This window comes from Streptomyces sp. UG1 (assembly GCF_049974585.1).
GTDB lineage: Bacteria > Actinomycetota > Actinomycetes > Streptomycetales > Streptomycetaceae > Streptomyces.
This window is the reverse complement of the sequence record NZ_JBNGGG010000035.1, coordinates 26,145-51,187: the sequence shown is the minus strand read 5'-3', so window position 1 is coordinate 51,187 and position 25,043 is coordinate 26,145. Positions and strand designations below refer to the sequence as shown.

Here is a 25,043-nt window from a genome sequence, read left to right as displayed (position 1 = left end):
TCAGCTCTCCGCCAGCGCCACGTTCGCCGCCACCGGGAACGCCAGCCCGTTGGCCACGCACGGCGTCAGACGCCACGTCACCTTCGAGGCGACGGTGTCCCGTTCGGGCTCGGGGATGGGCGGGAGCGGTGCCGCGTCGAGGAAGGCCTCGACCCAGGCGTGGGCCGAGGCGCAGCGGACCGTGCGGGTGACCCGGGTGACCCGCACGTTCGTGAAGCCCGCCTCGGTGATCAGGCGGTGCAGTTCCGCCGGGTCGGCCAGGTCGAAGATCGCGTGCAGGAACCGTACCGCCGGGCCAGGTGTCGTCAGCGTCTCCTCGAAGGCGGATTCGAAGGGGTGGAACCCCGGTGACCGGTCGTCGCACCAGACGCTGAGCGCGACCCGGCCGCCGGGGGCCATCACCCGGTGCAGTTCGCGCAGGGCCAGGAGCCGGTCGGGGAAGAACTGCAGCCCCTGCTGGCAGAACCCGACGTCGAAGGCGTCGCCGGGCAGGCCTGTGTCCAGCGCGTCGGCCTGCTTCCAGGTGACCGGGGCACCGCCCGACGGGGTGTGCCGGCGGGCCAGGCTCAGCATGTCCTCGTTCAGGTCGACGCCCGTGACGCTGCCCGTCGGCCCCACCGCGGCAGCCGCCTTCCGGGCCACCACGCCCGTCCCGCAGGCCAGGTCGAGCACCCGCTCACCCGGCCGCGGGCCCACGAGGTCGACCAGCGTCCGCGCCCACGGCTCGAAGAGCACCGGGACGAGGTAGCGCTCGTAGTTCTCGGCGGTGGTGGACTTCTCCCAGGCGGCCTCGATGCGTGTGGTCATGGCGTCCACTCCTCTCCCTCTGTTCCTTCGAGCCTCTGTTCCTTCGAGCCTCTTTCCTTCGAGAGTCGGCCGGGCGGCGGGAGCGGGCCAGGACACTCTGTGAACCCCCGCGGTTCAGAAACAGAACTGGTCGTCCCGCTGCCCCGGTCCGACACTGGTGGCGTGCGCAGTTACGGGCAGTTCTGCCCCATCGCGAGAGGTTCCGGGCTCATCGCCGAGCGGTGGACGCCGATCATCCTGCGCAACGTGCTGCTGGGCTGCCGTACCTTCAACGAGATCGCGGCCGGCGCCCCCGGCCTGTCGCGCGCGCTGCTGGCCCGGCGGCTCAGGGAGCTGGAGCACGCCGGTGTCGTCGCGGTCCGCCCCAAGCCGGACGGCCGGGGCTCGTACTACCTGCCCACCCCGTCGGGCCGGGAGCTGTGGCCGGTGCTCCAGGCGCTCGGCGACTGGGCGGAGCGCTGGATGGACGTCACCGCCGAGGACGCCGATCCGGACCTGGTGGTGTGGTCCTGGTGCCAGTCGTCGCTGCGCCGCGACCTGCTGCCCGAGCGGCGGGTGGTGGTGCGGTTCGAGTTCGCGGCCGACGGCTCCGCAGCGGCCGACGGCTCCCGGCCCTCCGGCGTCCGCGCCGTCCCCGGCGCCCTCACCCGCGTATGGCTGCTGCTGGAGCAGGGCCGGGGCGAGGTCTGCGGGTTCGACCCGGGATTCGGTGACGACCTGGTCGTCACCGTCGACGATCCGCTGGCCTTCGCGCGCTGGCATCTCGGCCTGGTCGAGTGGTCCGCGGCGCTGAAGTCCGGCGCGATCCGGGTCGAGGGCCCGCGCGACCTGCGGCGGGCGCTGCCCACCTGGAACTCCTACCCGCAGGCGCGGGCCCGGCGCCGGGCCGAGCACCGCCGCGCGCCGGGTGGTCCGCAGCCGCTGCCCCCGGAGGCGGTGCCGTCCGCCGCGGACGGGCGTCGCGACCCGCCCTGGCGCACGGTGCCGCGCGGGGCGACCCGCTCCACCACCATCCCCGGTTTCAGCGGCCGTCTGGTCACCCCGCGCGACGCGGACTACGACGCCGTACGCGCCGTGTGGAACGGCGCCGTCGACCGCCGCCCGCGCTTCATCGCCCGCTGTCTCTCCGCCTCCGACGTGGCCGCCGCCATCGGGTTCGCCCGCGGGCGAGGGCTGGCCGTCACCGTGCGGGGCGGCGGGCACGGCGTGGCCGGGAACGCGGTGTGCGACGACGGTCTGGTCGTCGACCTCTCCGCGATGAAGAGCCTGAGCGTGGATCCGGCCCGGCGCACGGTGACCGCCGGGCCGGGCACGCTCTGGGGCGAGCTCGACACCGCCACCCAGGCGTTCGGGCTCGCGGTGACCGGAGGGGTCGTCTCCCACACCGGGATCTCGGGGCTCACCCTGGGCGGCGGTCTGGGCTGGCTGATGCGCCGCCACGGTCTGACGGTCGACAACCTGACCCGGGCCGAGCTGATCACCGCCGACGGACGGCTCCTGACCGCCGGCGAGCACGACGAGCCGGAGCTGTTCTGGGGGCTGCGGGGCGGCGGGGGCGGGCTGGGCGCGGTCACCTCCTTCACGTACCGGCTGCACCCGGTGGGCCCGGAAGTGCTCGCCGGGCCGGTCCTCTGGCCGCTCGAGGACGCCCCCGCCGTCCTGCGCGCCTACCGGGAGCACGCCGCCGGCGCACCGCCCGAGGTCGCCACCGTCGTAACGCTGCGCCGCGCGCCCGCCGCGCCCTTCCTGCCGGTCGAGACACACGGCCGCCCGGTCTGCATGATCACCATGCTGGCGCTGGCCGAGGGTGAGACGGCGGAGCGGCTGCTGGCTCCGTTCCGTGCGCTGGGCCGCCCCCTGCTGGACCTGGTCCGTCGGCGCCCCTATACGGCACTCCAGTCGATGTTCGACACAGTCGTCCCGGCCGGCTGGCACTACTACTGGAAGTCGACCGGCCTGCGGGAGCTGGACGACGAGGTGATCGACACCATGACCGAGCACGCCGGCCGGCACCGTTCCACGCGCAGCTACGCGATCCTGTTCCACCTCGGCGGCGCCGTCGCCGAGACCGACCCCGCCGCCACCGCCTTCGCCCACCGCACCGTGCCCCACCACCTCAACGTCAACGCGGTGTGGCTGCCCCGGCAGGACGACTCCCTCGGCGCCGTCGAGCGGGCCTGGGCGCGGGACTTCGTCACCGCCCTCACGCCGTACGAAGAGGGGGTCTACATCAATTTCCTCGACCGGGACGACCGGGCCCGCCTGCCCGAGGCGTACGGCACCCCGGCCCACGCCCGGCTGACGGAACTGCGCCGGCGCCTCGATCCGGACGGTGTCTTCGGCACGGCATGAGCGGGCCGCGCCGCGCTCACCTGCCGAGCGCCGAGGCCAGGGCGACGACGACGAACATCAGCACGAGCACACCGGCCATGATCCGGTTACGGGTCTTCGGGTCCACGTGTCCGAGCCTAACCGCCCCCTCCGAGCGGCCAGCGGGCGACCGCCTCGTAACGGGGCTGCTCGCCCGCCACCCCGGACTTCGGCAGGTTGCTGCGCACCAGCATCAGCCCGTCCACCGTCCAGGTGCGGCTCGTGAACATGTCCAGGGCCGCCACATACGGTCGTACGTCATGCGCCGCCCGGCTCCGCGCCACCGTCAGGTGGGCCTTGTAGCGGCGGTGCTCGCCCATGTCGACCCCGGCCTTGCGCCCCGCCGCCTCGCTCCGGTCCGCCAGCAGGCGCAGGGTCGCCAGATCGCCCTCCGCCCCGGTCCACAGGGCACGCCCGCGCCCGAACTGGCCGCCGCCGCGCAGCGCAAGGCGGAAGGGCTCGGTGCGGTGCGCGGCGCGCTCCAGGCGGGCCGACAGGTCGGGGACGAGGGCCTCGTCGACCTCGCCGTAGAAGGCGAGGGTGAAGTGCCATCCCGGGCGGCCGGTCCAGCGCAGGCCGTCCGCGCCGGGCAGCTTGCGCAGTGCGGTCACTTCCAGGGCCAGTTCCTGGACCACTTCCTCGGGGGGCAGGACGGCGGCGAAGAGTCTCATGTACCCAGCCTGGCACCATGGGGCGATGACGATCACGATCAGAGAAGGCGGGCCCGACGACCTCCCCGCGATACTCGCCATGCTCGACAGCTGCGTGGAGTGGCTGGTCTCGCAGGGCCGTACGGGGCAGTGGGGGACGGAGCCGCTGTCGCGGAGCCCGCGGACCGTGGAGTCGGTGACCCGGAACATGGACGAGGGCGCCGTGTTCATCGCCGAGGTCGACTGCGTGCCGGCCGCCACCCTCACCCTCACCGACTCCCCCGGCGCCTACCTGGCCCATCTCCCGGCGCCCGGCGAGCCCGAGCGGTACATCCACTGGCTCGCCTCCGACCGCCGCTTCCAGGGGCACGGGGCCGGCAGCGCCCTGCTCGCGCACGCCGCCGAGGTGACCCGGCGGGCGGGCGTCTCGCTGCTGCGGGTGGACTGCTACGCGGGCGACGACGGCAAGCTCGTGCGCTACTACGAGAGCCAGGGCTTCGTCCGGACCGAGACCTACACGGGGAAGGACGGCTGGCCGGGGCAGGTGCTGGCCCGGAGGGTGTCACCCCCTCGGAGCCGTGCGGGTGACCATGATCACACGTGACCCGGTCACCGTGCGTATCGTTGTACTGCGCGGCTGCCCGTGACCGAGCGGCAGCCGGGGAGGAGCGCCACGATGACCGTCCTCGAAGACAGGATCGAGATCGAGATGGCCAACAGCGGTGATGAGCTCACGCTCGACATGATGTTCGAGTGGCTGGAGAAGATGCCGGTCCCCGAGGGTTACAAGACCGAGATCGTCGGGGGGCACATCTTCATGTCGCCGCAGCGGGACAGCCACTGGGACATCATCGCGGACATCTACGACCAACTGCGCACCAAGTACCCGCGCAAGCGCGTCAAGTCCGACGTCCGCATCGACTATCCCGGGCATCTCAATGGGTTCGCCACCGACGTGACGGCTCTCGCGGAGGGCGCCCAGAAGGACGACAAGGGCCGTTGGCGGTACGAGGACGTCGAGTTCGTCGCCGAAGTCATCTCCAAGGACACCAAGGCCAACGACTACGGCCCCAAGAAGACCGCCTACGCCCTCGCCGAAGTACCTGCGTACCTGATCGTGAATCCGTACACCGGTGAGTGGCACCTGCACACCCTGCCGAAGGACGGCGAGTACCACGTCACGGTCAAACTCGGCTTCGGTGACGAGATCGACCTGACCGGCACCCCGGTCGGCCTCGTCCTCAAGACCGACGAGTTCGCCCGCGACTGACCTGGACGCGCCCCCCTACGCCACCGCCACCGGCCGCTCCTCCCGTCGCTCCCGCGGCACGAACCGCACCCGCGGATGCCCGTGGTGCCAGCCCACCGACATGCGCAGTCCGCCCACCCGCGCCAGGATCAGGCCGACCACCGCCGCCGCGACCGCCGCGATCGCGCCGCCGGCGGCGAGGCCGACCCGGGCGCCGTAGGTGTCGGTGATCCAGCCGACGATCGGGGCGCCGACCGGGGAGCCGCCCAGGAAGACCATCATGTACAGGGCCATCACCCGACCGCGCATGGCCGGGTCGGTGGCCATCTGTATGCCGGTGTTGGCGGTGACGTTGATCGTCATGCCGAACAGGCCGAGCGGGACCATCAGCAGGGCGAAGAGCCACAGGGACGGGGTCATCGCCGCCGCGATCTCCAGCGCGCCGAAGAGCACCGCCGCCGCGATCAGCACGCGCATCCGGGCGGTACCCCGCCGGGCGGCGAGCAGGGCGCCGGTCACCGAGCCGACCGCCATCAGGGTGTTGAACATGCTGTAGGAGCCGGCTCCCGCGTGGAAGACGTCGTCCGCGAAGGCCGAGAGGTACACCGGGAAGTTGAAGGCGAAGGTGCCGACGAACCCGACGAGCACGATCGGCCAGATCAGCTCCGGGCGCCCGGCCACATAACGCAGTCCCTCCCGCATCTGCCCCTTGCCGCGCGGCGCCCGCTCGACGGCGTACAGCTCACGCGCCCGCATCAGCAGCAGTCCGGTGATGGGCGCGACGAAGGACAGGCCGTTGGCGAGGAACGCCCAGCCGGTGCCGACGCCGGTGATCATCAGGCCGGCCACGGCGGGGCCGATCAGGCGGGCCGACTGGAAGTTCGCGCTGTTGAGGCTGACCGCGTTCTGGAGCTGGTCGGGGCCGACCATCTCGCTGACGAAGGACTGGCGGGCCGGGTTGTCGACGACCGTGGCGAGGCCGACGGCGAAGGCGGCGAGGTAGACGTGCCAGACCTGGACCTGTCCGGTGAGGGTGAGGACGGCGAGCGCGATGCCGGTGACCGCCATCGAGGACTGGGTGACCAGCAGCGCACGGCGCTTGGGCAGCCGGTCGACGAGGACGCCGCCGTAGAGGCCGAAGAGCAGCATCGGCAGGAACTGCAGGGCCGTGGTGATGCCGACGGCGGCCGAGGAGCCGGTGAGGGTGAGCACCAGCCAGTCCTGGGCGATGCGCTGCATCCAGGTGCCGGTGTTGGAGACGACCTGGCCGAGGAAGAAGAGGCGGTAGTTCCTGACCTTCAGCGAGCTGAACATCGAGGACTTGCGGTCAACGGAGGTAGAGGGGGTGGTCGGTGCGGGTGCGGAAGCTGCTCCGGGTCCCGGACTCAAAAGGGTTCGCCTCCTCGCGAAAACGGCTTACAGGTGTGCGAGCTTGTCCAGCACGGGGGCGGCGGCGCGCAGTTTCGCCCACTCGTCCTCGTCGAGACCCTCGACCAGGGTGGCCAGGAAGGCGTTGCGCTTGCGGCGGCTCTCCTCGAGCATCGCCTCGGCCTGCTCGGTCTTCGTGACGACCTTCTGGCGCCGGTCCTCGGGGTGCGGCTCCAGGCGGACCAGTCCCTTGGCCTCCAGCAGGGCGACGATGCGGGTCATCGACGGCGGCTGCACATGCTCCTTGCGGGCCAGCTCACCGGGGGTGGCCCGGCCGCAGAGGGAGAGGGTGCCCAGCACCGACATCTCGGTGGGGCTCAGCGACTCGTCGACCCGCTGGTGCTTGAGCCGGCGCGACAGTCGCATCACGGCGGAGCGCAGAGAGTTCACGGCGGCAGCGTCGTCGCCATGGGTAAGGTCCGACATGCTCTTTAGCATACCTCATTACTCTGCCTAAAGACCACTCGGCGGCACTATCACTCATCCGGGTGATCCAGTGGCGGAACGCGACACACCGCACCCGCGGATGCGGCAACCCTCGTGTCCATGGGGACCAGCGTGCTCAGCCTGCGGATAGACCACGAGCTGCTCGAACGACTACGAGAGCATGCGGCGAAAAGAGGAATGAGCATCCAGGACTACGTCGTCCGGACGCTCATCCGCGATGACTTCGACGAGCGGTTCCAGTCCGCGGTCGAGGAGACCGAGAAGTTCTACGGCCTTACATGACAGGCGTTCTGCGGCCCTACGTGAGCCCCAGCGCCGGCATCAGGTAGTAGAAGGCGAAGACCGCCGCCACCGCGTACATCGCGAGCGGCACCTCACGGCCGCGCCCGGCGGCCAGGCGCAGCACCGCGAAGGTGATGAAGCCCATGCCGATGCCGTTGGTGATCGAGTAGGTGAACGGCATCATCACCATCGTCACGAAGGCCGGGATCGCGAGCGTGTAGTCGGCCCAGTCGATCTCCTTGACGGAGTTCGCGAGGATCAGGAAGCCGACCGCGAGCAGGGCCGGGGTGGCCGCCTGTGACGGGACCATGGTGGCGACCGGCGTGAGGAACAGCGCCACGCCGAAGAGGGCGCCGGTGACGACGTTCGCGAGTCCGGTTCGGGCGCCCTCGCCGACGCCGGCCGTGGACTCCACGAAGCAGGTGGTGGCCGAGGACGAGGTGGCGCCGCCCGCGGCGACCGCGATGCCGTCGACGAAGAGGACCTTGTTGATGCCGGGCATGTGGCCCTGCGCGTCGGTCAGCTTCGCCTCGTCGCTGACGCCCATGATCGTGCCCATCGCGTCGAAGAAGACCGACAGCAGGACGGTGAAGACGAAGAGGGTGCCGGTCAGCGCGCCGACCTTGCCGAAGCCGCCGAAGAGGCTGACCTCGCCGAGGAGGCCGAAGTCGGGGCTCGCGACGGGGTTGCCCGGCCACTTCGGGGTCGTGAGGCCCCATGACGGCACCTTCGCGACCGCCTCGATGACGACGGCGAGCACGGTCATCGCGACGATCGAGATGAGGATCGCGCCGGACACCTTGCGAACGATCAGCGCGAGGGTGAGCAGGGCGCCGAGGACGAAGACCAGGACCGGCCAGCCATTGAGGTGGCCGTCGCCGCCGAGCTGGAGCGGGACCGTGGTCCGGGCGACGTCCGGGATACGGGAGACGAAACCGGCGTCGACCAGGCCGATCAGCATGATGAACAGGCCGATACCGATGGAGATCGCCTTGCGCAGGCTGTAGGGCACGGCGTTCATGACGCGCTCGCGCAAGCCCGTGGCGACGAGCAGCATGACCACGAAGCCGGCCAGCACCACCATGCCCATGGCGTCCGGCCAGGACATCCGGGGCGCGAGCTGGAGCGCGACGACCGAGTTCACGCCGAGACCGGCGGCGAGCGCGATCGGCACGTTGCCGATGACGCCCATCAGCAGCGTGGAGAACGCCGCCGTCAGCGCGGTCGCGGTGACCAGTTGGCCGTTGTCGAGCTGATGGCCGTACATGTCCTTCGCGCTGCCGAGGATGATCGGGTTCAGCACGATGATGTACGCCATCGCGAAGAAGGTGGCGAAACCGCCGCGGATCTCGCGGGGCAGGGTGCTGCCCCGCTCCGAGATCCTGAAGAAGCGGTCGAGGGCGCCGTATGCGGGCATGCCTTTGGTGTTTCCTACGATGAGAAGTGGTCAGAACGCAAACCGTTTCAGTATGAACATATAAAGCCGGAAACGACTATCTCCGCGCGTAGACAAGACCGAGCCCGGTCGCCTCGCGTCGCCTCGTAAGCTGTCCCACATGGCCGCATTCTTTTCGGGATCCCCCAAGCACGAGGCGCCGGAGCCCCTGGAAGGGCCCGTGGTCGCGACCATCACCGGCGGCACGATCCTCTGGTTCGTGCTCTTCGTCGTCCAGCTCCCCTTCTACGGCTGGTTCGACGACCACGGCCACACCTGGTGGCTGTGGACCTGCCTGGCCGGCGGCGGGCTGGGGCTCATCGGCATCTGGTACGTCCGCAAGCGCGACGCGGCGCTCAAGCGGGCCGCGGCCCCCGAGGCGCAAGAACAGCAGCAGTCTCCGGCACCGTCCGCCGACTGACCGGGCGTACAACTCCCGTACGACACCCGTCCTCCCCAGGTCGGAACTTCCGCCCACTCAGCGGGTGAAGGCGCACATGCGCACGTACCGTCGAATGCATGACGCATACCGACGCGGGCGCCGACGTGGACAACCCTGTGCACCCCGCCTCCGTCCAGGTGGCGACGGGCGGACTCACCGCGGCCGAGGTGGCCGAGCGGGTCGCCCGGGGACAGGTCAACGACGTACCGGTGCGCAGCAGCCGGTCCATGGCGGACATCGTCCGCGCCAACGTGTTCACCCGGTTCAACGCGATCATCGGCGTGCTCTGGCTGATCATGCTGTTCGTCGCCCCGATCCAGGACAGCCTGTTCGGCTTCGTGATCCTCGCCAACACCGGCATCGGGATCATCCAGGAGTGGCGGGCGAAGAAGACCCTCGACTCGCTCGCCGTGATCGGTGAGGCACGGCCCACCGTGCGCCGCGACGGGGTGGCCGCCGAGATCAGTACGTCCGAGATCGTGCTGGACGACCTGATAGAGATCGGGCCCGGCGACAAGGCCGTCGTGGACGGGGTGTGCGTCGAGGCCGACGGTCTTGAGATCGACGAGTCGCTGCTCACCGGCGAGGCCGATCCGGTCGTCAAGCGCCCCGGGGACCCGGTGCTCTCCGGCAGTTTCGTGGTCGCCGGCGGCGGCGCCTTCCAGGCCACCAAGGTCGGCCGCGAGGCCTACGCCGCCCAGCTCGCCGAGGAGGCCTCCCGCTTCACGCTGGTCCACTCCGAGCTGCGCTCCGGTATCTCCACCATCCTCAAGTACGTGACGTGGATGATGATCCCGGCCGCGATCGGCCTGATCGTCACCCAGCTCACCGTGAAGAACAGGGACCTCGACGACTCGATCGCCCGGACCGTCGGCGGCATCGTCCCCATGGTCCCGGAGGGCCTGGTCCTCCTCACCTCCGTCGCCTTCGCCATCGGCGTCATCCGGCTCGGCCGCAAGCAGTGCCTGGTCCAGGAGCTCCCCGCCATCGAGGGCCTAGCCCGCGTCGACACCGTCTGCCTGGACAAGACCGGCACCCTCACCGAGGGCGGCATGGACGTCACCGAGCTGCGGCCCCTGAACGGCAGCGACGAGGACTACATACGCAAGGTGCTGGGCGCCCTCGGCGAGTCCGACCCCCGCCCGAACGCCTCCCTGCAGGCCATCATCGACGCCTACCCCGACGCCGAGGACTGGCGCTGCACCGAGTCGCTGCCCTTCTCCTCCGCCCGCAAGTACAGCGGCGCCACGTTCAACGAGGGCGACGGCGAGGCCAGTACCTGGCTGCTGGGCGCCCCCGATGTCCTCCTCCCCGCCGACGACCCGGCCCTGGCCGAAACCGATCGCCTCAACGAGCAGGGACTGCGGGTCCTGCTGCTCGCCCGCGCCGGCCGCGACCTCGACGATCCCGACGTCGCGCGGGAGGCCAAGCCCGCCGCCCTCGTCGTACTCGAACAGCGGCTGCGGCCCGACGCCGCCGACACCCTGCGCTACTTCGCGGAGCAGAACGTCCGGGCCAAGGTGATCTCCGGGGACAACGCGGTGTCGGTCGGCGCGGTCGCGACCAAGCTGGGCCTGACCGGCACGACGGTCGACGCCCGCACGATCCCGCACGAGAAGGACGGGATGGCGACGGCCCTCGACGCCGGCACCGTGTTCGGGCGGGTCACCCCGCAGCAGAAGCGGGACATGGTGGGCGCGCTCCAGTCCCACGGGCACACCGTGGCGATGACCGGCGACGGGGTGAACGACGTCCTCGCGCTGAAGGACGCCGACATCGGCGTGGCGATGGGCTCGGGGTCGGAGGCGACCCGGGCGGTGGCGCAGATCGTGCTGCTGAACAACAGCTTCGCGACGCTGCCGTCGGTGGTGGCCGAGGGGCGCCGGGTGATCGGCAACATCACGCGCGTCGCGACGCTGTTCTTGGTCAAGACGGTCTACTCGGTGCTCCTGGCCCTGATGGTGGTGTTCTGGCAGGTGGAGTACCCCTTCCTGCCCCGCCACCTGACCCTCCTGTCCACCCTCACCATCGGCGTCCCGGCCTTCTTCCTGGCCCTCGCGCCCAACAAGGAGCGCGCGAAACCGCACTTCGTGCGGCGGGTCATGCGGTACGCGGTGCCGGGCGGGTTCGTGGCCGCGGTGGCGACCTTCGGGACGTATCTGATCGCCCGGCACCACTACTCGGGCGAGGGCGCCCTGGACGCCGAGACGAGCGTCGCCACGCTGACGCTCTTCCTGATCTCGATGTGGGTCCTGGCCATCATCGCCCGGCCGTACACCTGGTGGCGCGTCGCCCTGGTGGCCGCGATGGGCTTCGGCTTCCTGCTGGTGCTGGTGGTGCCGTGGCTGCAGGAGTTCTTCGCGCTGCGGCTGGTCGGGGTGACGATGCCGTGGATCGCGGTGGGGATCGCGGTGGGGGCGGCGGTCGTCCTGGAGTTCATGTGGAAGTGGGTCGACCGCCGCTTCCCTGTCTAGGGAGCCTAGGCAGCAGTGCGTGCCTACCGCACGTCCACGAAGTCGCCCGTCGCCTTGACCGCCGGTGTCGTCGTCGTGCCCGCGAACGTGAAGCGGAAGTAGCCGTCCTGGGCGGCCGTGACGGTGGTCTTCAGGTTGCCCGTCGCGTTGGTCCTGATCGTCTTCACGGTGGTGTAGGTGCTGCTGTTCTTCATGCGGAACTGCAGCTTCACCGGCTGGCCGACGTAGCCGTGGTACTTGTTGTCCTCCCAGTTGGCCCGGGAGAGCTTGCCGGTGACCGTGATGGGCTTGCCCTTCTTCACCGGCTCCGGCGAGGCGTTGACCGTCAGCTTCGAGTAGCGCTGCATCAGCGTGGTGCCGAGGCCGCTGTGCTTCTTGTAGCCGACCTTGGTGATGTCGAAGGTCTCGCCCGCCGGGTTCTGCCCGTTGAACGCGGTGGCCTCCGCCGCGGCCCGCCAGGTGCCGGCGTCCGAGTTGCGCAGCTCGTCGTCGCCCGGGTAGACGTCGATCGTGCCCTTGCACTGGGCCGTGGTCGCGGAGGTCGCGGTGCACTTGGCCGGCTTGTTGCCGTACAGCATGTTGTCCGGCGCCGTGGCGGAGCCCCGGTAGATGAGGGCGTCGGTGACGAAGTCGCGGGCGGTGATGTCGACGTCCGCGCCGTGGGTCAGCGTGTACGTCACCGTCGTGGCGACGTGGTTGGTCGTGCCGACCTTGACCGCCTTGGCGATCTTGAGGTTGGAGAAGGAGACGTTCAGGGAGTACGGCTTGCCCGCGGCCCTGCTGGCCGCGGCCTTGCGGACCTTGGCCACGTCCGCGCGGTGGGACGCCGCGGAGTCGTCGGCCTGCGCGGCCGGGACGGCGAGGGCGGAGACGGCCAGGGCGCCGGAGAGTGCGGAGACGGCGGCCACGGTGACTCTGATGCGCATGCGTTCCCCTGGGACGGAAAGGGGCCCCGCTGGTCGCGTCGGGGCCCGGCTGATCGAGGAGCCTGATGACTCAAGTGGTCAGATATGAGGCAGGCGTTGCCGGTTGTGCGAGCCCAGGGGAATTTGCGTGACCTTCGTCACCCCGGCACCGCCAGCTCCTCAGTCGAACCACCGCGGCCGCTGCCCTGATCCGCAAGGCTGGACGGCGTCAACTGGTGAACCTGGGCAGGCAATGGCTGCCGAATCCAGCCGAGTTGGTCAACTGCTGCCGTCTCCGGCGTCGACGGCTTTGCGGCCTGATCAAGGGGCCCGCCTCGAAATTTCGCGGAACCGTGAACCGATCGCCCCTCCCGGTCCGATGAGGGAGTGTGGCGTACGTGGAGAGGCAAGGCCGCAGCGACGGAGAGTTGCTGCGCGCGGTGGAGGACGGCGACAGCCGTGCCTTCGAGCTGCTCTACCGGCGCCATGAGCCATGGCTGGTGGCACGACTGCAGTATCGGTGCCCCGACGCCGCCCTCGTGGACGACGTGGTGCAGGAGACCTTCCTCGCGGTGTGGCGCGGCAGTGCCCGCTACCGCGAACACGAGGGCACGGACGCCTGCGGCTGGTTGTGGCGCATCGCTTCGCGCAGGCTCATCGACGCACAGCGCGGGCACGGAGCCAGGGCGCGGCTCGTGCAAGCTCTCAGCCGGTTCCGGCACCAGGAGCACCCTTCCGCCGAAGACGAGGCGCTGCACGGTCTGCCCCACGGTGAACTGGCCGAGGCGATGGGCAAGTTGCCCGCCGATCTGAGGGCGGTGCTGCAGGCCATCGTGGTCGAGGGCCTGTCCACCGCGGAGGCCGCGAAGGCACTGCGGATCCCCCCGGGCACCGTCAAGACCCGTGCTATGAGAGCCCGTCGGCAGCTCCGCAGGGAGTTGGCATGAGCGCAACACACGACAGGGCGGGTGCAGGAAAGGAGCAGCCCATGACCTCCCGGTCTTCACCCAGAGAGCCGTCTCCGGCGGGGCCCGGCCCCCATGTCCCGGACTCGGTGCTTCAGGCCTATGCAGCCGGGCGGCTGGGCTCGCCCGGCCTCGCACAGGCAGACGCCCATCTGGCACGCTGCACGGCCTGCCGGAGCCGACTCGCGCCTTATGGCGACCGCGCGAGGACCGACGCCGGATGGGCCCGGCTCGACGCCGCCAAGGACGTCCCACTGCCCGGCGCGATCGAACGCGCCCTGGTGCGACTGCGGATCCCCGAGCACACGGCACGCCTGATCTTCGCGACTCCGGCACTGCGCCGCTCATGGCTCGCCGGAACCGCGGTCACCCTGCTCCTGACGCTCGCGTTGGCCCGCATCGGGCACACCGCCTCCGCCACGCTGCCGTTCCTGGTGGTGGCCCCCGTCCTGCCGGTCGTCGGGGTGGCGGCGTCCTTCGGGCCGCGTGCCGACCCGATGTACGAGATGACACTCGTCGCTCCCATACACGGCCTGCGCCTGCTGCTGCTGCGCACCGTCACGGTGGTCGCCACCGCGATGCTGCCCACCGCGACGACCGCCGTGGCCATGCCGGGACCGGCCCTTCAGGCGTTCGGCTGGCTCCTGCCGTCGCTCGCTCTCACCACGCTCACACTGGCGCTGTCCGCACGCTTCGATCCGGCCGTCGCCGCCGGATCCGTCGGCGGCGCCTGGACATGCTGTCTGCTGCTGGCCTTCCATCCCGTGCAGGATGCCCTGCTCACTGCCGAGGGGCAGCTGTGCGCCGCCTCCGTACTGGCCGCGGCCGCGCTCGCGGTCGCCCTGATGCGCGTGCGCTACACCCTGCCGGCTCACTGACCCGATCCCGGCGCGTACCCGCCCCGACCTCGTCAGCACACACCATCCACCCATGGGGGACTTATACCGATGAGCCCGACGAATCCGCTGAGCCCGACGAGCACAGCCGCGGTCACGGTCCGCGAACTCACCGTCAACTACAGGAACTTCCGAGCGCTGAGGGGTGTGTCGCTCAGCCTCGAACGGGGCGTTACGGGACTCCTCGGGCCCAACGGCGCGGGCAAGACCACGCTGTTGCGCACCCTGGCGACGGCTTCCCTGCCCGGTGGCGGGGAGATCTCGGTCCTGGGCATGGATCCGCGGACCCCGGAGGGACGGCTCGCGATCCGCCGCTGCCTGGGCTATCTGCCGCAGGACCCGGGATTCCATCCCTCCTTCACCGCCTTCGAGTTCGTCGACTACGTCGCGATCCTCAAGGAGATGACCGACCGCACCGCTCGGCACAAGGAGGTCCTCCGGGTCCTCGGCGCGGTCGGGCTGGCCGACCGTCGGGGCAAGAAGATCAAGCAGTTGTCCGGAGGCATGCGCCAGCGGGTGGCGCTGGCGGGCGCTCTGGTCGGCGACCCCGAGTTCCTCATCCTGGACGAGCCGACGGTCGGCCTCGACCCCGAACAGCGGCTGCGTTTCCGCGAGCTGATCGCCGACCTCGGCGACGGCAGGACCGTGCTGCTCTCCACTCACCAGACCGAGGACGTCGCCGCGCTGTGCCGCCGGGTCGTCGTACTCGATCACGGCGTCGTGAAGTTCGACGGTGAGCCGTCGGCGCTCTCCGGTGTCGCGGCGGACCGCGTGTGGAGCAGCGCCGAACGGGATCCGCAGGCTCTCGCCGGCTGGCGCACCGGAGTGGGGACCGTGCGCAACATCGGCACACCCCCGCCCGGTGCCACGCTCGTCGAACCAACCCTGGAGGACGGCTACTTGCTGCTGCTGGACGCCATGGCCGGGGAAGAGGGCGCCGCGTGACCACCATCAGTGAAGCTCCTGGGGCAGCCGCAGCCGCTCCCGTGCGTCGCGGACGGGGCCCGGCAGCCGGCGGGGTCCTGGCCCTGGCCCGCGTCGAATCGGTGCGGCTGCTGCGCCACCCGGCCATGCTCTGCGGGCTCGCCGCCTATCTCGCCCTGTGGGGTTATGCCCTGGTCACCGGTGACGCCGCCAACCGCTATCCGGTGCTGCAGGACGGCTCCCGCTACATCCAGGGGCACTTACTGTTGCCGGTCGCAGGCACCCTACTCGCCGCCAACCTCGGTGTGCTGCGCAGCCGACGGAACGGAGTGGAGCCGGTGTACGCGGTCATGGTGCTCGGCATCCGGGCCCGCACCCTCGCCCACCTGCTGGCAGTGGTGCCCGCCGCCGTGCTGTCCGCGCTGCTGGCCTGTGCGCGCATCGGCTGTCTCGCGGCCCGGCCGGATGCCGTCGGCACCATTCAGTGGGGCGAAGTGGCGACCGGGCCGGCCGTGGTGCTGCTCGCCGGAGTGCTGGGTGTGCTGACGGCGCGCCTGATCGCCTCAGCCGCCGCGGCCCCCCTGGTGCTGGTGGTGCTCGCGGTCTTCACCCTCGCCGCTGCGGTGCAGAACTCCGCCCACTGGCGCTGGCTCGCCGTCGTAGCCATCGAGAACGAGTCCGCACAGCCGCTCCCGTCGGAGCTCCTCGGCCGCCCGGTCGGCTGGCACCTGCTCTGGCTGACCGCACTGACCGCGGTGTTCGCCTGTGCCGCCCTGCTGCGTGGCAGGCCGGACGGGGTGCCCGACGGCCCGCGCCACGGCACCAGGGCGCTGTGGGCATGCACGGCCGCCGCCGCCGCACTCGCCCTGCTCTCGGGCGCACTGCAGACGCGGCCGCTGCCCGATGCCGTCGCCCGCGCCAGGACCGCCACCACCGAGCACCCGGCCCGGGAACAGAAGTGCGAGAAGCAGGGGGACGTGACCTACTGCGCGTTCCCGGAGTTCACCGGCCGCGTGAAGCAGTGGGACGCCGTGGTGCGCGGTGTCCTCGAACGCGCCCCCGACGATGTCGCGAAGGCGCCGTACGCGGTACGCCAGCGGATCTTCCGTGCGGGCGTGGAGGAACAGAGGTCCGTCCCGCTGCCCCAGGCCGCCTGGGACGCCGACGACCGCAGGGCGGGCACACCCAGGGCCGTTCCCGTCGGGACGTGGTGGAGTGCGGGCAGTGCGGGCACGGACACCGAGCGCGATGCGGTGGCCGAGTTCTCGGTCCTGTTCGCCTACCGCGTGGTGACCGGATCCGTGCCGGACGAACCCCGCCTGAACACCGTCTGCGGTTCACGGGCCGTTCTGACGCTGTGGCTCGCCTCTCAGGCGACCGGCGAATCCGCCGCGGCCCTGCGGGACCTGGATTCCAGCAGCACCGGCGGGCCGGTCCTGCTGGTGCTGGGGTCCGCCGCCGGCGTCGCCTTCGAGAGCAGGGAGACGCAGTTCGCGAAGGACCTGCTCGCACTGCCCGCCGACAGGATCGGTGCACGTGTCAAGGCCGCCTGGGGCGAACTGACCGCGCCGGGCACCTCCACCGACCGCGCCGCGGACCTGCTCGGCCTCAGCGCGCCTGCCCGGCTCCCCGCTGACGAGAGTAGCTGCCGATGACCGCCGGGCGGCTGTGGCCGCAGCTCCTCCCCTACGCGCTGCGTTCCTCCCGGACGACACCGCTGCTCGTGTCGGGAGCGCTCGCACTGCTGCTGGTGGGCGTCCCCGCGACCGTCTCAGGCGGTCTGCGGCTCACCGACGCGGTGCTGTTGATCCGAGCCTGCGCCGTACTGCTCGCCATGGGCACCGCGTTCATGCTGGACGATCCCGCCGCCGCCACGACCGAGGTGGTGCCCGTGCCGCGCTGGGTGCCGCGCACTCTGCGCGTCGCCATCGCCCTGGTGGCGGTGGTGGTGGGCTGGACCGGCGTACTGGTTCTGGGCACTTGGGCAGTGGCCCCTCAGGCACGGGAACTGCTGCCCGGACCGGGCCTCACTCTGGAAGCGGCGGCCCTGTTCGCCACGGTGCTCGCACTCGCCGCGCTGGGGCTCCGCCTCACCGCGGGCACCGGAGGCGGGATGCTGGCGGCTCCGGGCGCGGTGCTGTGCGTCATGCTTGCCGTGCTGATGCCCCTGCCGGCCAGACTGCAGCCATTCGCACAACCGCTGTCGGCGGGCTGGAACTCCTCACGCTGGCTGTGGACCGCACTGCTGTGCGCGGCTGCCGTGGCCGTGACCGCCTTGTTCAGGGAGCCGTCCCCGAAGCGCAAGGAGTGACCGGCCCGCACAGCATGCGCAACGGACACCATCGCCGCCCTGTGGGGATGGGAAGCGGCCTTCTCACCGGAGTCGGCGGACTACGTGGCTCGCCCTGCGCACCATCGAGAATCACACCACTGGTGGCTACGGCTTCTCCATGCCCCAGCTGAGCGCGGCCTCGGGACCGCAGTTCGGGTCGCGTGAGCTGGCTCTGGGCAAGGCGATGCTCGCCGAGTCGGAGAAGGACCGGCAGTCCTTGGTCCGGCGGGTCATCGCCAAGTGGGACGAACTGACGGCTCCCGGTACGTCGGTGGACGACTCGGCACGGCTGCTGGGCCTCCCCCGGCCGCCCGCGGCACCAGCCGACGAAGGGACGTGCGCCTCATGAGGCGCGACGGGCCCGGCGGGGCCGTGGACCACGGCGCCACCGCGAGTTCCCCGTACGCCCCGGTCACGTCGGACTCCGGCCGATGGGACGTGGCGATCTCCGTGATACGGAGCATGCGCTGGGTGCCCCTGCCGATCTTCTCCGGCATCGGGGCCCTGGTCGTGGTCGTCCCCCTGTTGACCGGGGCACAGTTCGCCCTCCAGGACACCACGCTCACCCTGCGTGCGGGAGTGACAGTCGCCGTCGTGGGAGCGGCGTTCGCACTGGACGACCCGGCCGACGACATGACCCGGGCGCTGCCCTACCCGCGGACGCGCGTCCTCACCCTGCGAGCCGCCATGGCTCTGGTGGCGGTGGCGCTCTCCTGCGCCGTGCAGTACGCACTGGCCCCGTTGATCACGGCACCCGGCCAGCCGCTACCCCTCATGGGCCTGCTTCTCGAACCGGTCACACTCACCGCATGGACGCTGACTGCCGCGGCGGCGGCCACGGGACGCAGGAGTGAGGGCACCGGCGGAGTCGCGGCTGTGCCCCTGCTGGTGCTTCTGGTTCTGGGCGCGGCCTTCCTACCGAACCGGCTGTCCCTGTTCGCCGAGCTGTTCACCCCCGAATTTCCCGCGTCCCGGTGGCGGTGGGGCGTTCTGCTGCTGACCTGCGCGCTGTGGCGTGTGACGACGCGCGACAACGGCCTGCCACCGCTGCTGCAACGCCTGCGCGGGGTGAACCCCGGAAGGTGACCTCCTGAGCTCAGTCGAACCAGCGATCCCGCGCCAGCTCCTGCGTCCTGGACGGATCCTCCAGCAGCGCGGCGACCTCGAAGCGGCGCGGCCACTGGCCTGCGGCCCAGGCGAGCCCGGCGGCGACACCCTCCAGGGTGGACGCGTGCAGCACGCCGTCGCGCGTCCGGCGCCAGTCCAGCTCGACGCCGTCGACGACGAGTTCCTCGTGCTCGACGTAGGAGGCCGGGGTCTGTGGGCCGAGCAGCACGCGCACGGACTCCGGTACATCGTGCTCCGTGCCCTCGGAGTCGACATCACCCGTCACCAACTCGCTCAGCCGCCGCACCTGGAAGAGCTCCGCGAGATCGGCGGCCTTCGCCGGGCGTACGGGAAGCAGCAGCACTCCGGTCGTGAAGGGCAGCAGATCCGGCGAGTCGACGACCACCGCGTCGGCCGCGTCCACGACCTCGACCCGCCCGTCGACGACGGCCCGCAGCTCGTCCGGCAGGGTCACCTGCTCGGGGTCGAGGTCGGCCAACGCGCCGTAGAGGGCGTGCAGTTGGGCGGCGGTGACGGCGCGGTCCGGGTCGGCGAGCCGGTCGAGCAGCTCGGCGGCGCCGCCCGGCTCGTCCAGCAGCGCGGCGACCGACGTCCGCACGCCCAGCGCCCGCAGCACCTGCTCGTCGTCGAAGCCGGTCGCGTCGGCCTCGTCGTACAGGCCACGCAGCAGCGGGTCACCGCCGGAGGCCAGCAGGCCCGCCGGGCGGCGGCCGTCGAGCACCGGATGCCCCCGCAGCCACCAGGCCGTGTACGGCCGTACGACTTCATGCGTGCCGTCGGGCAGCAGGATCCGCACCTGCTGGGTGAGCGCGTCCCGCAGGGGAGGCTGGGCGAGCAGGGCGAGGGCCTGGGGCCACTTGTCGTCGTCCACCAGGTCCAGATCCCGTACGGCGATCAGCTCGGTGGCGACCGGCGGTACGGGCGTGTCCGGGAACCGGTCGAGGATGTCCTCGCACCACACATCCACGGCGTCCAGCAGACCGGCGTCGTCGGGCTCGGCGAAGTCCCCTTCGCGCGGCTCCAGTTCATCCGGATCGAGGACGACGTCGGTCGCCCGGACGAGGGCGAAGTTGGCGAGCACGCCACAGGCGGCCAGCGGCTGCTCGCCCCACTTCCGAGCCAGCTCGGCGTCCACGGTGGCGAGTTCGTCCTCCCGCATGACCTGGGCGAAGGGGCTGTCGGGGAGGACGAGTTCACCGGCGGGCGCCGGCTCCCCCTCCTCGTCCGGCAGCGCGAGGGCACCCAGCCACGGTTCGTCACCGGGTTCCAGGCCGGCGTCCCGCACGAGGGCGAGCACGGTGTCGGCCAGCTCCTCGGCGTCGGGAGCGTCCTCCTCCCAGTCGACGCCACCGTCCTCGTCGAGGGAGGCGGCGACGGCGGCGCGCACCTGGGGCGTGGTGAGGACCGCGCGGGGCGTGGCCGGCAGGGCGCCGAGCTTCTCCAGGAGGGGGTGCGCGGCGTCCGGGTGGGCGACCTTGAGGCCGAGGCGGGCCAGGATCTCCGGGTCGATACGGGACGCGTCCGGGGTGGGGAGCAGGATCTGCCGGGGCCCGATGGTGGTCCGCCCGTCGGCGAGCGGCACGGGCAGCCCGGACAGCCGGTCCGGGTCGACCCCGGCGAGGCTGTCGTAGAGCCGCCGCCACCAGCCGGGGTCCTTCTCCAGCCCGGCGAGACGGTCGACGGCGTCGGTGAGCGGGACGCGGGCGACACCCAGCGTCCGCAGCTCCACGCGCCGTTCGAGCCCGGCGGGCAGGAGGGTGGGCAGCACCTCGGCGAGAACCCGCACGGTGTCGGCACCCGCACCCTCGACGACCTCGGCGTCCCGCGGCCGCAGCGACTCGGGCAGCTCGGAGTCGGCGCCGGCGTCGCGGGGCTCGACGGCGGGCGGGAGGAAGGCCGGGTGGGCGGGCGGGAGAAACGCAGTCCGCGGCAGCCGCTCAAGGATCGCCTGACGCAACGCGCCATCCAGCTCCCCCTTCCCCAGCGGACCGGGCACGAGCCCGATGATGCCCTCGCCCACCGGCCGCCAGTCGGCGAGCAGTTCGGCGTAGGCGTCGGCCGCGCGCTGCACGAGGAAGTCGGTCAGCGGGCCGGGGGCGGCGTGCCGGCGGGTGGTGTCGAGAGGGAAGGAGGCGATGAGCAGGGCCGGGACGCCGAGGGCTTCGTCGCTGGGCGTGGGGGCGTGGACGACGGGGGCGGTGCGGGGGCGGGCCGGGGTGCTGTCGGCGGCGTGGACGGGCACGGCCCAGGTGAGCGACCAGTGCGGGCGCAGCCGCTCCTCGACCGGGCGGTCGGCGAGCAGGTCGGGCGTGAGGGGGCCGTGGGCGGCGGACGTACGCCAGTGGGTGATGCCGTTGAGGGAGTCCTCGACGACGGTGAACGGGCCGTCGACCCGGCGCCGCAGCGTGCGCGCCTCGCCGCCGCCGACCTCGATCACGACCTCTTCCAGTCCGGGCAGGGCGAGGAGCAGGGCGTCGTCGACGGCGTGCAGCAGCCGCTCGGCGAGGTCGGCGGCGGCGGTGTCGCGGAGCGGAAGGATGACGACAGTGTCGTACGGGTCGGGGGCAGTTCCCTCGGCAGCGAAGGGCAGCCGGAGCAGCGGGACGTGCCCGTCGCGGCGCCGGATCTCGTCCCCGAGCCCCGGGCTGTGGCGGGCGGTCTCCGTCGCCAGCTCCCGGGCCTCGGCGAGCGACCACCGCACACCGCCGTGCCGCCCGACGACTGCGGGCTCGTCGGTGACGGCGAGCACGGCGGCGAAGCCGACGCCGAACCGGCCGACGGCGGCGGTGTCCCGCTTGGCGGAGGCGCGCAGGGTGGACAGCGACTCGACCCCGGCCGCGTCCAGCGGCGCACCGGTGTTGGCGGCGAAGAGCACCCCCTCACGCAGGGTGAGCCGAAGCCGCCCGGGCACCCCGGCCCTGGCGGCCGCGTCGGCGGCGTTCTGAGCGAGCTCGACGACGAGCCGGTCCCGGTAGCCGCCGAGGACGAGGTCCTCCTCGGCGTTGGCGTCCTCCCGGAAACGGGCGGGGCTGGTGGCCCAGGCGTCCAGCACTCCACGGCGCAGCCGGGCCGTACCGAAGGGGTCGGCACCTTCGGGTGCGGGCCGCACGAACTTGCTCACGTCACTCTCCTCATCGCCGTCGCGATGAAGGTACCGCCTGCTGAAGGGACGCGGGCACGCCGACGGCCCGGGGCGCCGGGCGAGGTGCTCCAGGCGTGGTCGGGCACCATGGTCGGAGATGGCTGGATGCCCTCACCCCGCCGACCACGGCCGGGTGATGTTCTACGCCGACCTCCTCGCCGACTTCGACGGCATACTCGACGAGCCCTACAGCCGTCACCTTGAAGGCAAGGTACGGGAGTTCCGGTTCCGCCTCGGGCGTCAGCACCACCGGCACGAGCGGAGCCCTGCCCGCAGCCCGTTCCGCGTAGAGGCTCCCGCACACGGGGTGCGCATCGACGTAGCCGCTGGCACCAGACTCCTGGACGCCCTGCAAAGCGCCGGAGTGGAGATGATGTACGACTGCCGCCGCGGCGAATGCGGCCTGTGCAGAGTCTCGATACTCGACGTGGCCGGCAAGGTCGACCACCGGGACGTGTTCCTCGGAACGTCAACGCCGACGGCCGAACGATGTGCGCGTGCGCCTCCCGCGTCGCAGGAGCCTCCATCACCATCGACTGCTGAACACACCAAGCAGCCCGGGGGCCCGGCCGGGCGCCTGCCCGGACACTGTTTCGAGGGACACTGACTGCCGCTACGCGAGAACGCTTGTGCGCCCAGGTTCCCCGGAGGCATGCGCAAGCGGGAGGTCCTGCTCCGTCCAGATGCACTTGCCGTCCTGGAGATAGCGGGCGCCCCAACGCCGGGAAAGGGCGGCAATGAGTTGCAGACCGCGCCCGCCTTCGTCGGTGTAACTGGCGTGGCGGATGCGGGGGGTGGTGAGGCTGCCGTCGTAGACCTCGCATATCAGTGAGCGGCTGCGCAGCAGGCGCAGGCGGATGGGGCCCTTGGCGTGCCGGACGACGTTGCCGATCAGCTCGCTCACCAGTAGCTCCGTGGTCAGCGCGAGATCGTCCAGCCCCCATGTGTCGAGCTGTTCGCGGATGTATTCGCGGGCCTGTCCGGCTGCCCGGGGATCGTCGGGAAGGATGCAGGAGACGACATCACGGGCGGCGGCGCACCGGGTATGGACGACGAGGAGGCCGGCGTCGTCATTGGTCTGCCCCTGGTCGGGCAGCAGAGCCGAGACGACCCTGTCGCACAGCTCCTCCAGGCACCGGACATCGTCGTCCTCGTCAGCGGTCTCGAAACAGGCGGTGTGGGCCGTGCCCTGGGAGAGGATCTGCCGCAGTCGAGCGAGTCCCTGGTCGACGTCGCGGGTGGCGGATTCGATGAGCCCGTCGGTGCACAGGACGACAAGGCTCTCGTCTGGCAAGTGCAGCAGATGAGTGGCGAAGGGCGGGCTGGCGGCCCCCAGCGGAGGGTCGGGGGTCCCGTCGGGGCTGTGTACGGTGCCATCGGGGTGGACGACGACCGGCGGGGGGTGACCGGCCAGGCAGTACGTGCACGTGCGCGCGACGGGGTCGAAAATGGCGTACAAGCAGGTGGCGTAGAAGTCCTCGCCAAGCTCGGAGACCAGGTCGTTGAGACGGCTGAACAACTCGTCGGGGGGCATCTCCAGGTCGGCGAGGGTGCGTACGGCGGTACGCAGCCGACCCATGGTGGCCGCCTCGGTGATGCCGTGCCCCATGACGTCGCCGATCACCATGGCGACCCGGTCGGCGGACAGCGGAATCACGTCGTACCAGTCGCCGCCCACTTCCTCGCCCCGGCCCGCGGGCAGGTACCGGGCGGCGGCGCTGGCGGCGGGCAGGCGGGGCAACGTCCTGGGCAGCAGTCCACGCTGCAGTTCCTGGGCCCGGGCGTGCTCCAGGTCGTAGAGGCGGGCCCGCTCAAGGGACTGACCGACCAGGCCGCTCAGAGCCGTCAGCAAGGTGCGCTCCTCGTCGCTGAAGGAACGCGGCTCACTGAAGGACACCACACACAAGCCGACGGCGCGTCCGGAGGCCATCATGGGCAGGATTGCCCACGCTTCCTTCGGTGACAGCTCGTGCAGATGCCTCAGCGCCGGATAGCGTCCGGCAGCCTCGGCCGTCGACTCGAGGAACCGAGGAGTACGAGTTTCCACCACATCGTGGAAAGAGGCATGGGCGGCGAGCGGGATCCCGTCGACCAGACTGAGGAATTCCTGCGGATATCCGGCGGCGCCGACGACTTTCAGGCGGCCGCGTTCCAGCATCTGAAACACCAGCCCGTCGGCACCGAACGGGGGCAGGACGAACTCAGCCATTGCCTGCACAACGTCGTGGGAGGTGACGGCCTCAGCCAGCGCGGCGGTCAGCTCACCCATGCGTACAGATCGCTCGGCCCCGGCCACCGGACCAGGGCCGGGCGACGTGGCCGCCCCGCCGCTCAGGCGCGCACCGGCCCACGCCGCCAACGCATGCAGTAGGGACCGTTGCGCCTCATCTGGCTCACCGGGCCCTGCCGTGAGCACGGACAGCACGCCGATCGGCCCATCGGCGCCGGGGAGAGGTATTGCCGCCGTGCCGGCCGCGCCGATCCCCAGGCTGTCCCCGGCAACGCAGACGAAGGCACCACGCCGCACGGCGTGCGCGGGCGCCACGTCCTGCTCGTCGGGCAGATCCGCCCACTCCCCCACGCCTGCCCGGGCAAGCCCACTGGCCGCGACCAGGCGCAGCCGACCGGCGGCAGGATCATGCCGGTGCACCAGGGCGCCCAGGCCGTCCAGGCATGTCGTCGCATGCTGGAGGACGAGGTCCAGCGTCTCCGTGACCGGCGCTCCTTCCCCCCAGGCGCCTTCGCCAGGGGCTGCCGAGGAGCCGAACAGCAGCAGCTCGGGCGGCTCTGCGTCGCTCACGGGGCCAGCCTTGTCAGCCGTCACCGCGCCTCCTGCTCACCCGCACACGGTGGGGGCGGTGAAGCCTCCACCACTAAACAAATCGGTCATATGACCTATATTGGCAGTATTGGTGCTACTCAGCAGGCCCCCCTCCGTTGCGTTCGTCGCATTCGGGGGGCTTTGTCGTGTCCAGATGCGTCTCCGGGCGTCCGGACGTGGACGCCCGGACGTCGGCGGATGTCCGGACGCGGACGCACGTCCGGACGTCGGGGCGGTTTCCGCGGAGTCACCGGGGGTTGCCCGCACCAACCCCCTTGCACTTCACACTTTGAATCTGGCAGACTTGGAGCTCCAAAGTTCAACGTGGAGGTGCCACATGCCCAAG

Annotated in this window: 22 protein-coding genes; 14 read left to right on the top strand and 8 right to left on the bottom strand. The window is 71.3% G+C overall.

What is annotated here, in order from left to right; all coding sequences use genetic code 11:
* Window positions 1-807 carry a class I SAM-dependent methyltransferase gene (locus tag ACP4J3_RS33995; RefSeq protein ID WP_426540097.1) on the bottom strand — a complete coding sequence of 269 codons (807 nt, stop codon included), beginning with the start codon at window positions 805-807 and terminating at the stop codon, window positions 1-3.
* Between the two features lie 162 nt (window positions 808-969).
* Between ACP4J3_RS33995 and ACP4J3_RS33990 the strand changes: the two genes are divergently transcribed.
* Window positions 970-3,159, top strand: a complete 2,190-nt coding sequence (locus tag ACP4J3_RS33990; protein ID WP_426540095.1) for an FAD-binding protein — start codon at window positions 970-972, stop codon at window positions 3,157-3,159.
* A 116-nt stretch (window positions 3,160-3,275) separates the two neighbouring features.
* On the opposite strand, the gene thpR is transcribed toward ACP4J3_RS33990, so the two are convergent.
* The gene (gene thpR / locus ACP4J3_RS33985) at window positions 3,276-3,848 is read right to left on the bottom strand and encodes an RNA 2',3'-cyclic phosphodiesterase (RefSeq protein WP_426540093.1); all 573 of its coding nucleotides are present in this window, start codon (window positions 3,846-3,848) and stop codon (window positions 3,276-3,278) included.
* Window positions 3,849-3,873: 25 nt separating this feature from the next.
* On the opposite strand from thpR, the gene ACP4J3_RS33980 reads away from it, so the two are divergent.
* Window positions 3,874-4,431, top strand: coding sequence for a GNAT family N-acetyltransferase (locus tag ACP4J3_RS33980; RefSeq protein WP_426540091.1), 558 nt, complete (start codon window positions 3,874-3,876; stop codon window positions 4,429-4,431).
* 72 nt (window positions 4,432-4,503) lie between these two features.
* Window positions 4,504-5,097, top strand: a complete 594-nt coding sequence (locus tag ACP4J3_RS33975) for a Uma2 family endonuclease (RefSeq protein WP_426540089.1) — start codon at window positions 4,504-4,506, stop codon at window positions 5,095-5,097.
* A 15-nt stretch (window positions 5,098-5,112) separates the two neighbouring features.
* Here the strand turns inward: ACP4J3_RS33975 and ACP4J3_RS33970 are convergent, their stop codons facing one another.
* Both ACP4J3_RS33970 and ACP4J3_RS33965 read right to left on the bottom strand, forming a co-directional pair.
* Complete coding sequence (locus ACP4J3_RS33970; RefSeq protein ID WP_426540087.1) at window positions 5,113-6,465, bottom strand: MFS transporter; 1,353 nt, start codon at window positions 6,463-6,465, stop codon at window positions 5,113-5,115.
* 27 nt (window positions 6,466-6,492) lie between these two features.
* A complete protein-coding gene (locus ACP4J3_RS33965) occupies window positions 6,493-6,930 on the bottom strand; it encodes a MarR family winged helix-turn-helix transcriptional regulator (RefSeq protein ID WP_426540085.1) in 438 nt (145 codons plus the stop codon).
* Between the two features lie 120 nt (window positions 6,931-7,050).
* Here ACP4J3_RS33965 and ACP4J3_RS33960 point away from each other — a divergent pair, with 120 nt between their 5' ends.
* Window positions 7,051-7,233: a ribbon-helix-helix protein, CopG family gene (locus ACP4J3_RS33960; RefSeq protein ID WP_426540084.1), complete on the top strand. Its 183-nt coding sequence runs from the start codon at window positions 7,051-7,053 to the stop codon at window positions 7,231-7,233.
* A 16-nt stretch (window positions 7,234-7,249) separates the two neighbouring features.
* Here the strand turns inward: ACP4J3_RS33960 and ACP4J3_RS33955 are convergent, their stop codons facing one another.
* Complete coding sequence (locus tag ACP4J3_RS33955; RefSeq protein WP_426540082.1) at window positions 7,250-8,650, bottom strand: NCS2 family permease; 1,401 nt, start codon at window positions 8,648-8,650, stop codon at window positions 7,250-7,252.
* 139 nt (window positions 8,651-8,789) lie between these two features.
* On the opposite strand from ACP4J3_RS33955, the gene ACP4J3_RS33950 reads away from it, so the two are divergent.
* The gene (locus tag ACP4J3_RS33950) at window positions 8,790-9,089 is read left to right on the top strand and encodes a DUF2530 domain-containing protein (RefSeq protein WP_426540080.1); all 300 of its coding nucleotides are present in this window, start codon (window positions 8,790-8,792) and stop codon (window positions 9,087-9,089) included.
* Window positions 9,090-9,187: 98 nt separating this feature from the next.
* Window positions 9,188-11,584 carry a cation-translocating P-type ATPase gene (locus tag ACP4J3_RS33945; RefSeq protein WP_426540078.1) on the top strand — a complete coding sequence of 799 codons (2,397 nt, stop codon included), beginning with the start codon at window positions 9,188-9,190 and terminating at the stop codon, window positions 11,582-11,584.
* A 23-nt stretch (window positions 11,585-11,607) separates the two neighbouring features.
* Here ACP4J3_RS33945 and ACP4J3_RS33940 read toward each other — a convergent pair whose 3' ends face one another.
* Window positions 11,608-12,510 (bottom strand): hypothetical protein, encoded by a 903-nt coding sequence (locus ACP4J3_RS33940; protein ID WP_426540076.1) that lies wholly within the window; start codon window positions 12,508-12,510, stop codon window positions 11,608-11,610.
* Window positions 12,511-12,887: 377 nt separating this feature from the next.
* Here ACP4J3_RS33940 and ACP4J3_RS33935 point away from each other — a divergent pair, with 377 nt between their 5' ends.
* The 7 genes from ACP4J3_RS33935 (at window position 12,888) to ACP4J3_RS33905 (ending at window position 18,692) form a co-directional block, all read left to right on the top strand.
* Window positions 12,888-13,436, top strand: a complete 549-nt coding sequence (locus ACP4J3_RS33935; RefSeq protein WP_426540075.1) for an RNA polymerase sigma factor — start codon at window positions 12,888-12,890, stop codon at window positions 13,434-13,436.
* Between the two features lie 41 nt (window positions 13,437-13,477).
* Window positions 13,478-14,332 carry a zf-HC2 domain-containing protein gene (locus tag ACP4J3_RS33930; RefSeq protein ID WP_426540073.1) on the top strand — a complete coding sequence of 285 codons (855 nt, stop codon included), beginning with the start codon at window positions 13,478-13,480 and terminating at the stop codon, window positions 14,330-14,332.
* Window positions 14,333-14,401: 69 nt separating this feature from the next.
* Window positions 14,402-15,295, top strand: a complete 894-nt coding sequence (locus ACP4J3_RS33925; RefSeq protein WP_426540071.1) for an ABC transporter ATP-binding protein — start codon at window positions 14,402-14,404, stop codon at window positions 15,293-15,295.
* Window positions 15,292-16,929 carry an ABC transporter permease gene (locus ACP4J3_RS33920; RefSeq protein ID WP_426540069.1) on the top strand — a complete coding sequence of 546 codons (1,638 nt, stop codon included), beginning with the start codon at window positions 15,292-15,294 and terminating at the stop codon, window positions 16,927-16,929. Before ACP4J3_RS33925 ends, ACP4J3_RS33920 begins: the two co-directional genes overlap by 4 nt.
* Window positions 16,926-17,585, top strand: coding sequence for a hypothetical protein (locus ACP4J3_RS33915; protein WP_426540068.1), 660 nt, complete (start codon window positions 16,926-16,928; stop codon window positions 17,583-17,585). The genes ACP4J3_RS33920 and ACP4J3_RS33915 overlap by 4 nt, the downstream gene beginning before the upstream one ends.
* Window positions 17,586-17,724: 139 nt before the next feature.
* Window positions 17,725-17,955, top strand: a complete 231-nt coding sequence (locus tag ACP4J3_RS33910) for a hypothetical protein (protein ID WP_426540067.1) — start codon at window positions 17,725-17,727, stop codon at window positions 17,953-17,955.
* Window positions 17,952-18,692, top strand: a complete 741-nt coding sequence (locus tag ACP4J3_RS33905; protein WP_426540066.1) for a hypothetical protein — start codon at window positions 17,952-17,954, stop codon at window positions 18,690-18,692. The genes ACP4J3_RS33910 and ACP4J3_RS33905 overlap by 4 nt, the downstream gene beginning before the upstream one ends.
* A gap of 10 nt (window positions 18,693-18,702) precedes the next feature.
* Here the strand turns inward: ACP4J3_RS33905 and ACP4J3_RS33900 are convergent, their stop codons facing one another.
* Complete coding sequence (locus ACP4J3_RS33900) at window positions 18,703-21,855, bottom strand: sacsin N-terminal ATP-binding-like domain-containing protein (protein WP_426540065.1); 3,153 nt, start codon at window positions 21,853-21,855, stop codon at window positions 18,703-18,705.
* 118 nt (window positions 21,856-21,973) lie between these two features.
* Here ACP4J3_RS33900 and ACP4J3_RS33895 point away from each other — a divergent pair, with 118 nt between their 5' ends.
* Window positions 21,974-22,483, top strand: a complete 510-nt coding sequence (locus ACP4J3_RS33895) for a 2Fe-2S iron-sulfur cluster-binding protein (protein WP_426540063.1) — start codon at window positions 21,974-21,976, stop codon at window positions 22,481-22,483.
* Window positions 22,484-22,489: 6 nt separating this feature from the next.
* Here ACP4J3_RS33895 and ACP4J3_RS33890 read toward each other — a convergent pair whose 3' ends face one another.
* The gene (locus ACP4J3_RS33890; RefSeq protein ID WP_426540061.1) at window positions 22,490-24,676 is read right to left on the bottom strand and encodes a SpoIIE family protein phosphatase; all 2,187 of its coding nucleotides are present in this window, start codon (window positions 24,674-24,676) and stop codon (window positions 22,490-22,492) included.
* Window positions 24,677-25,043 lie beyond the last annotated feature (367 nt).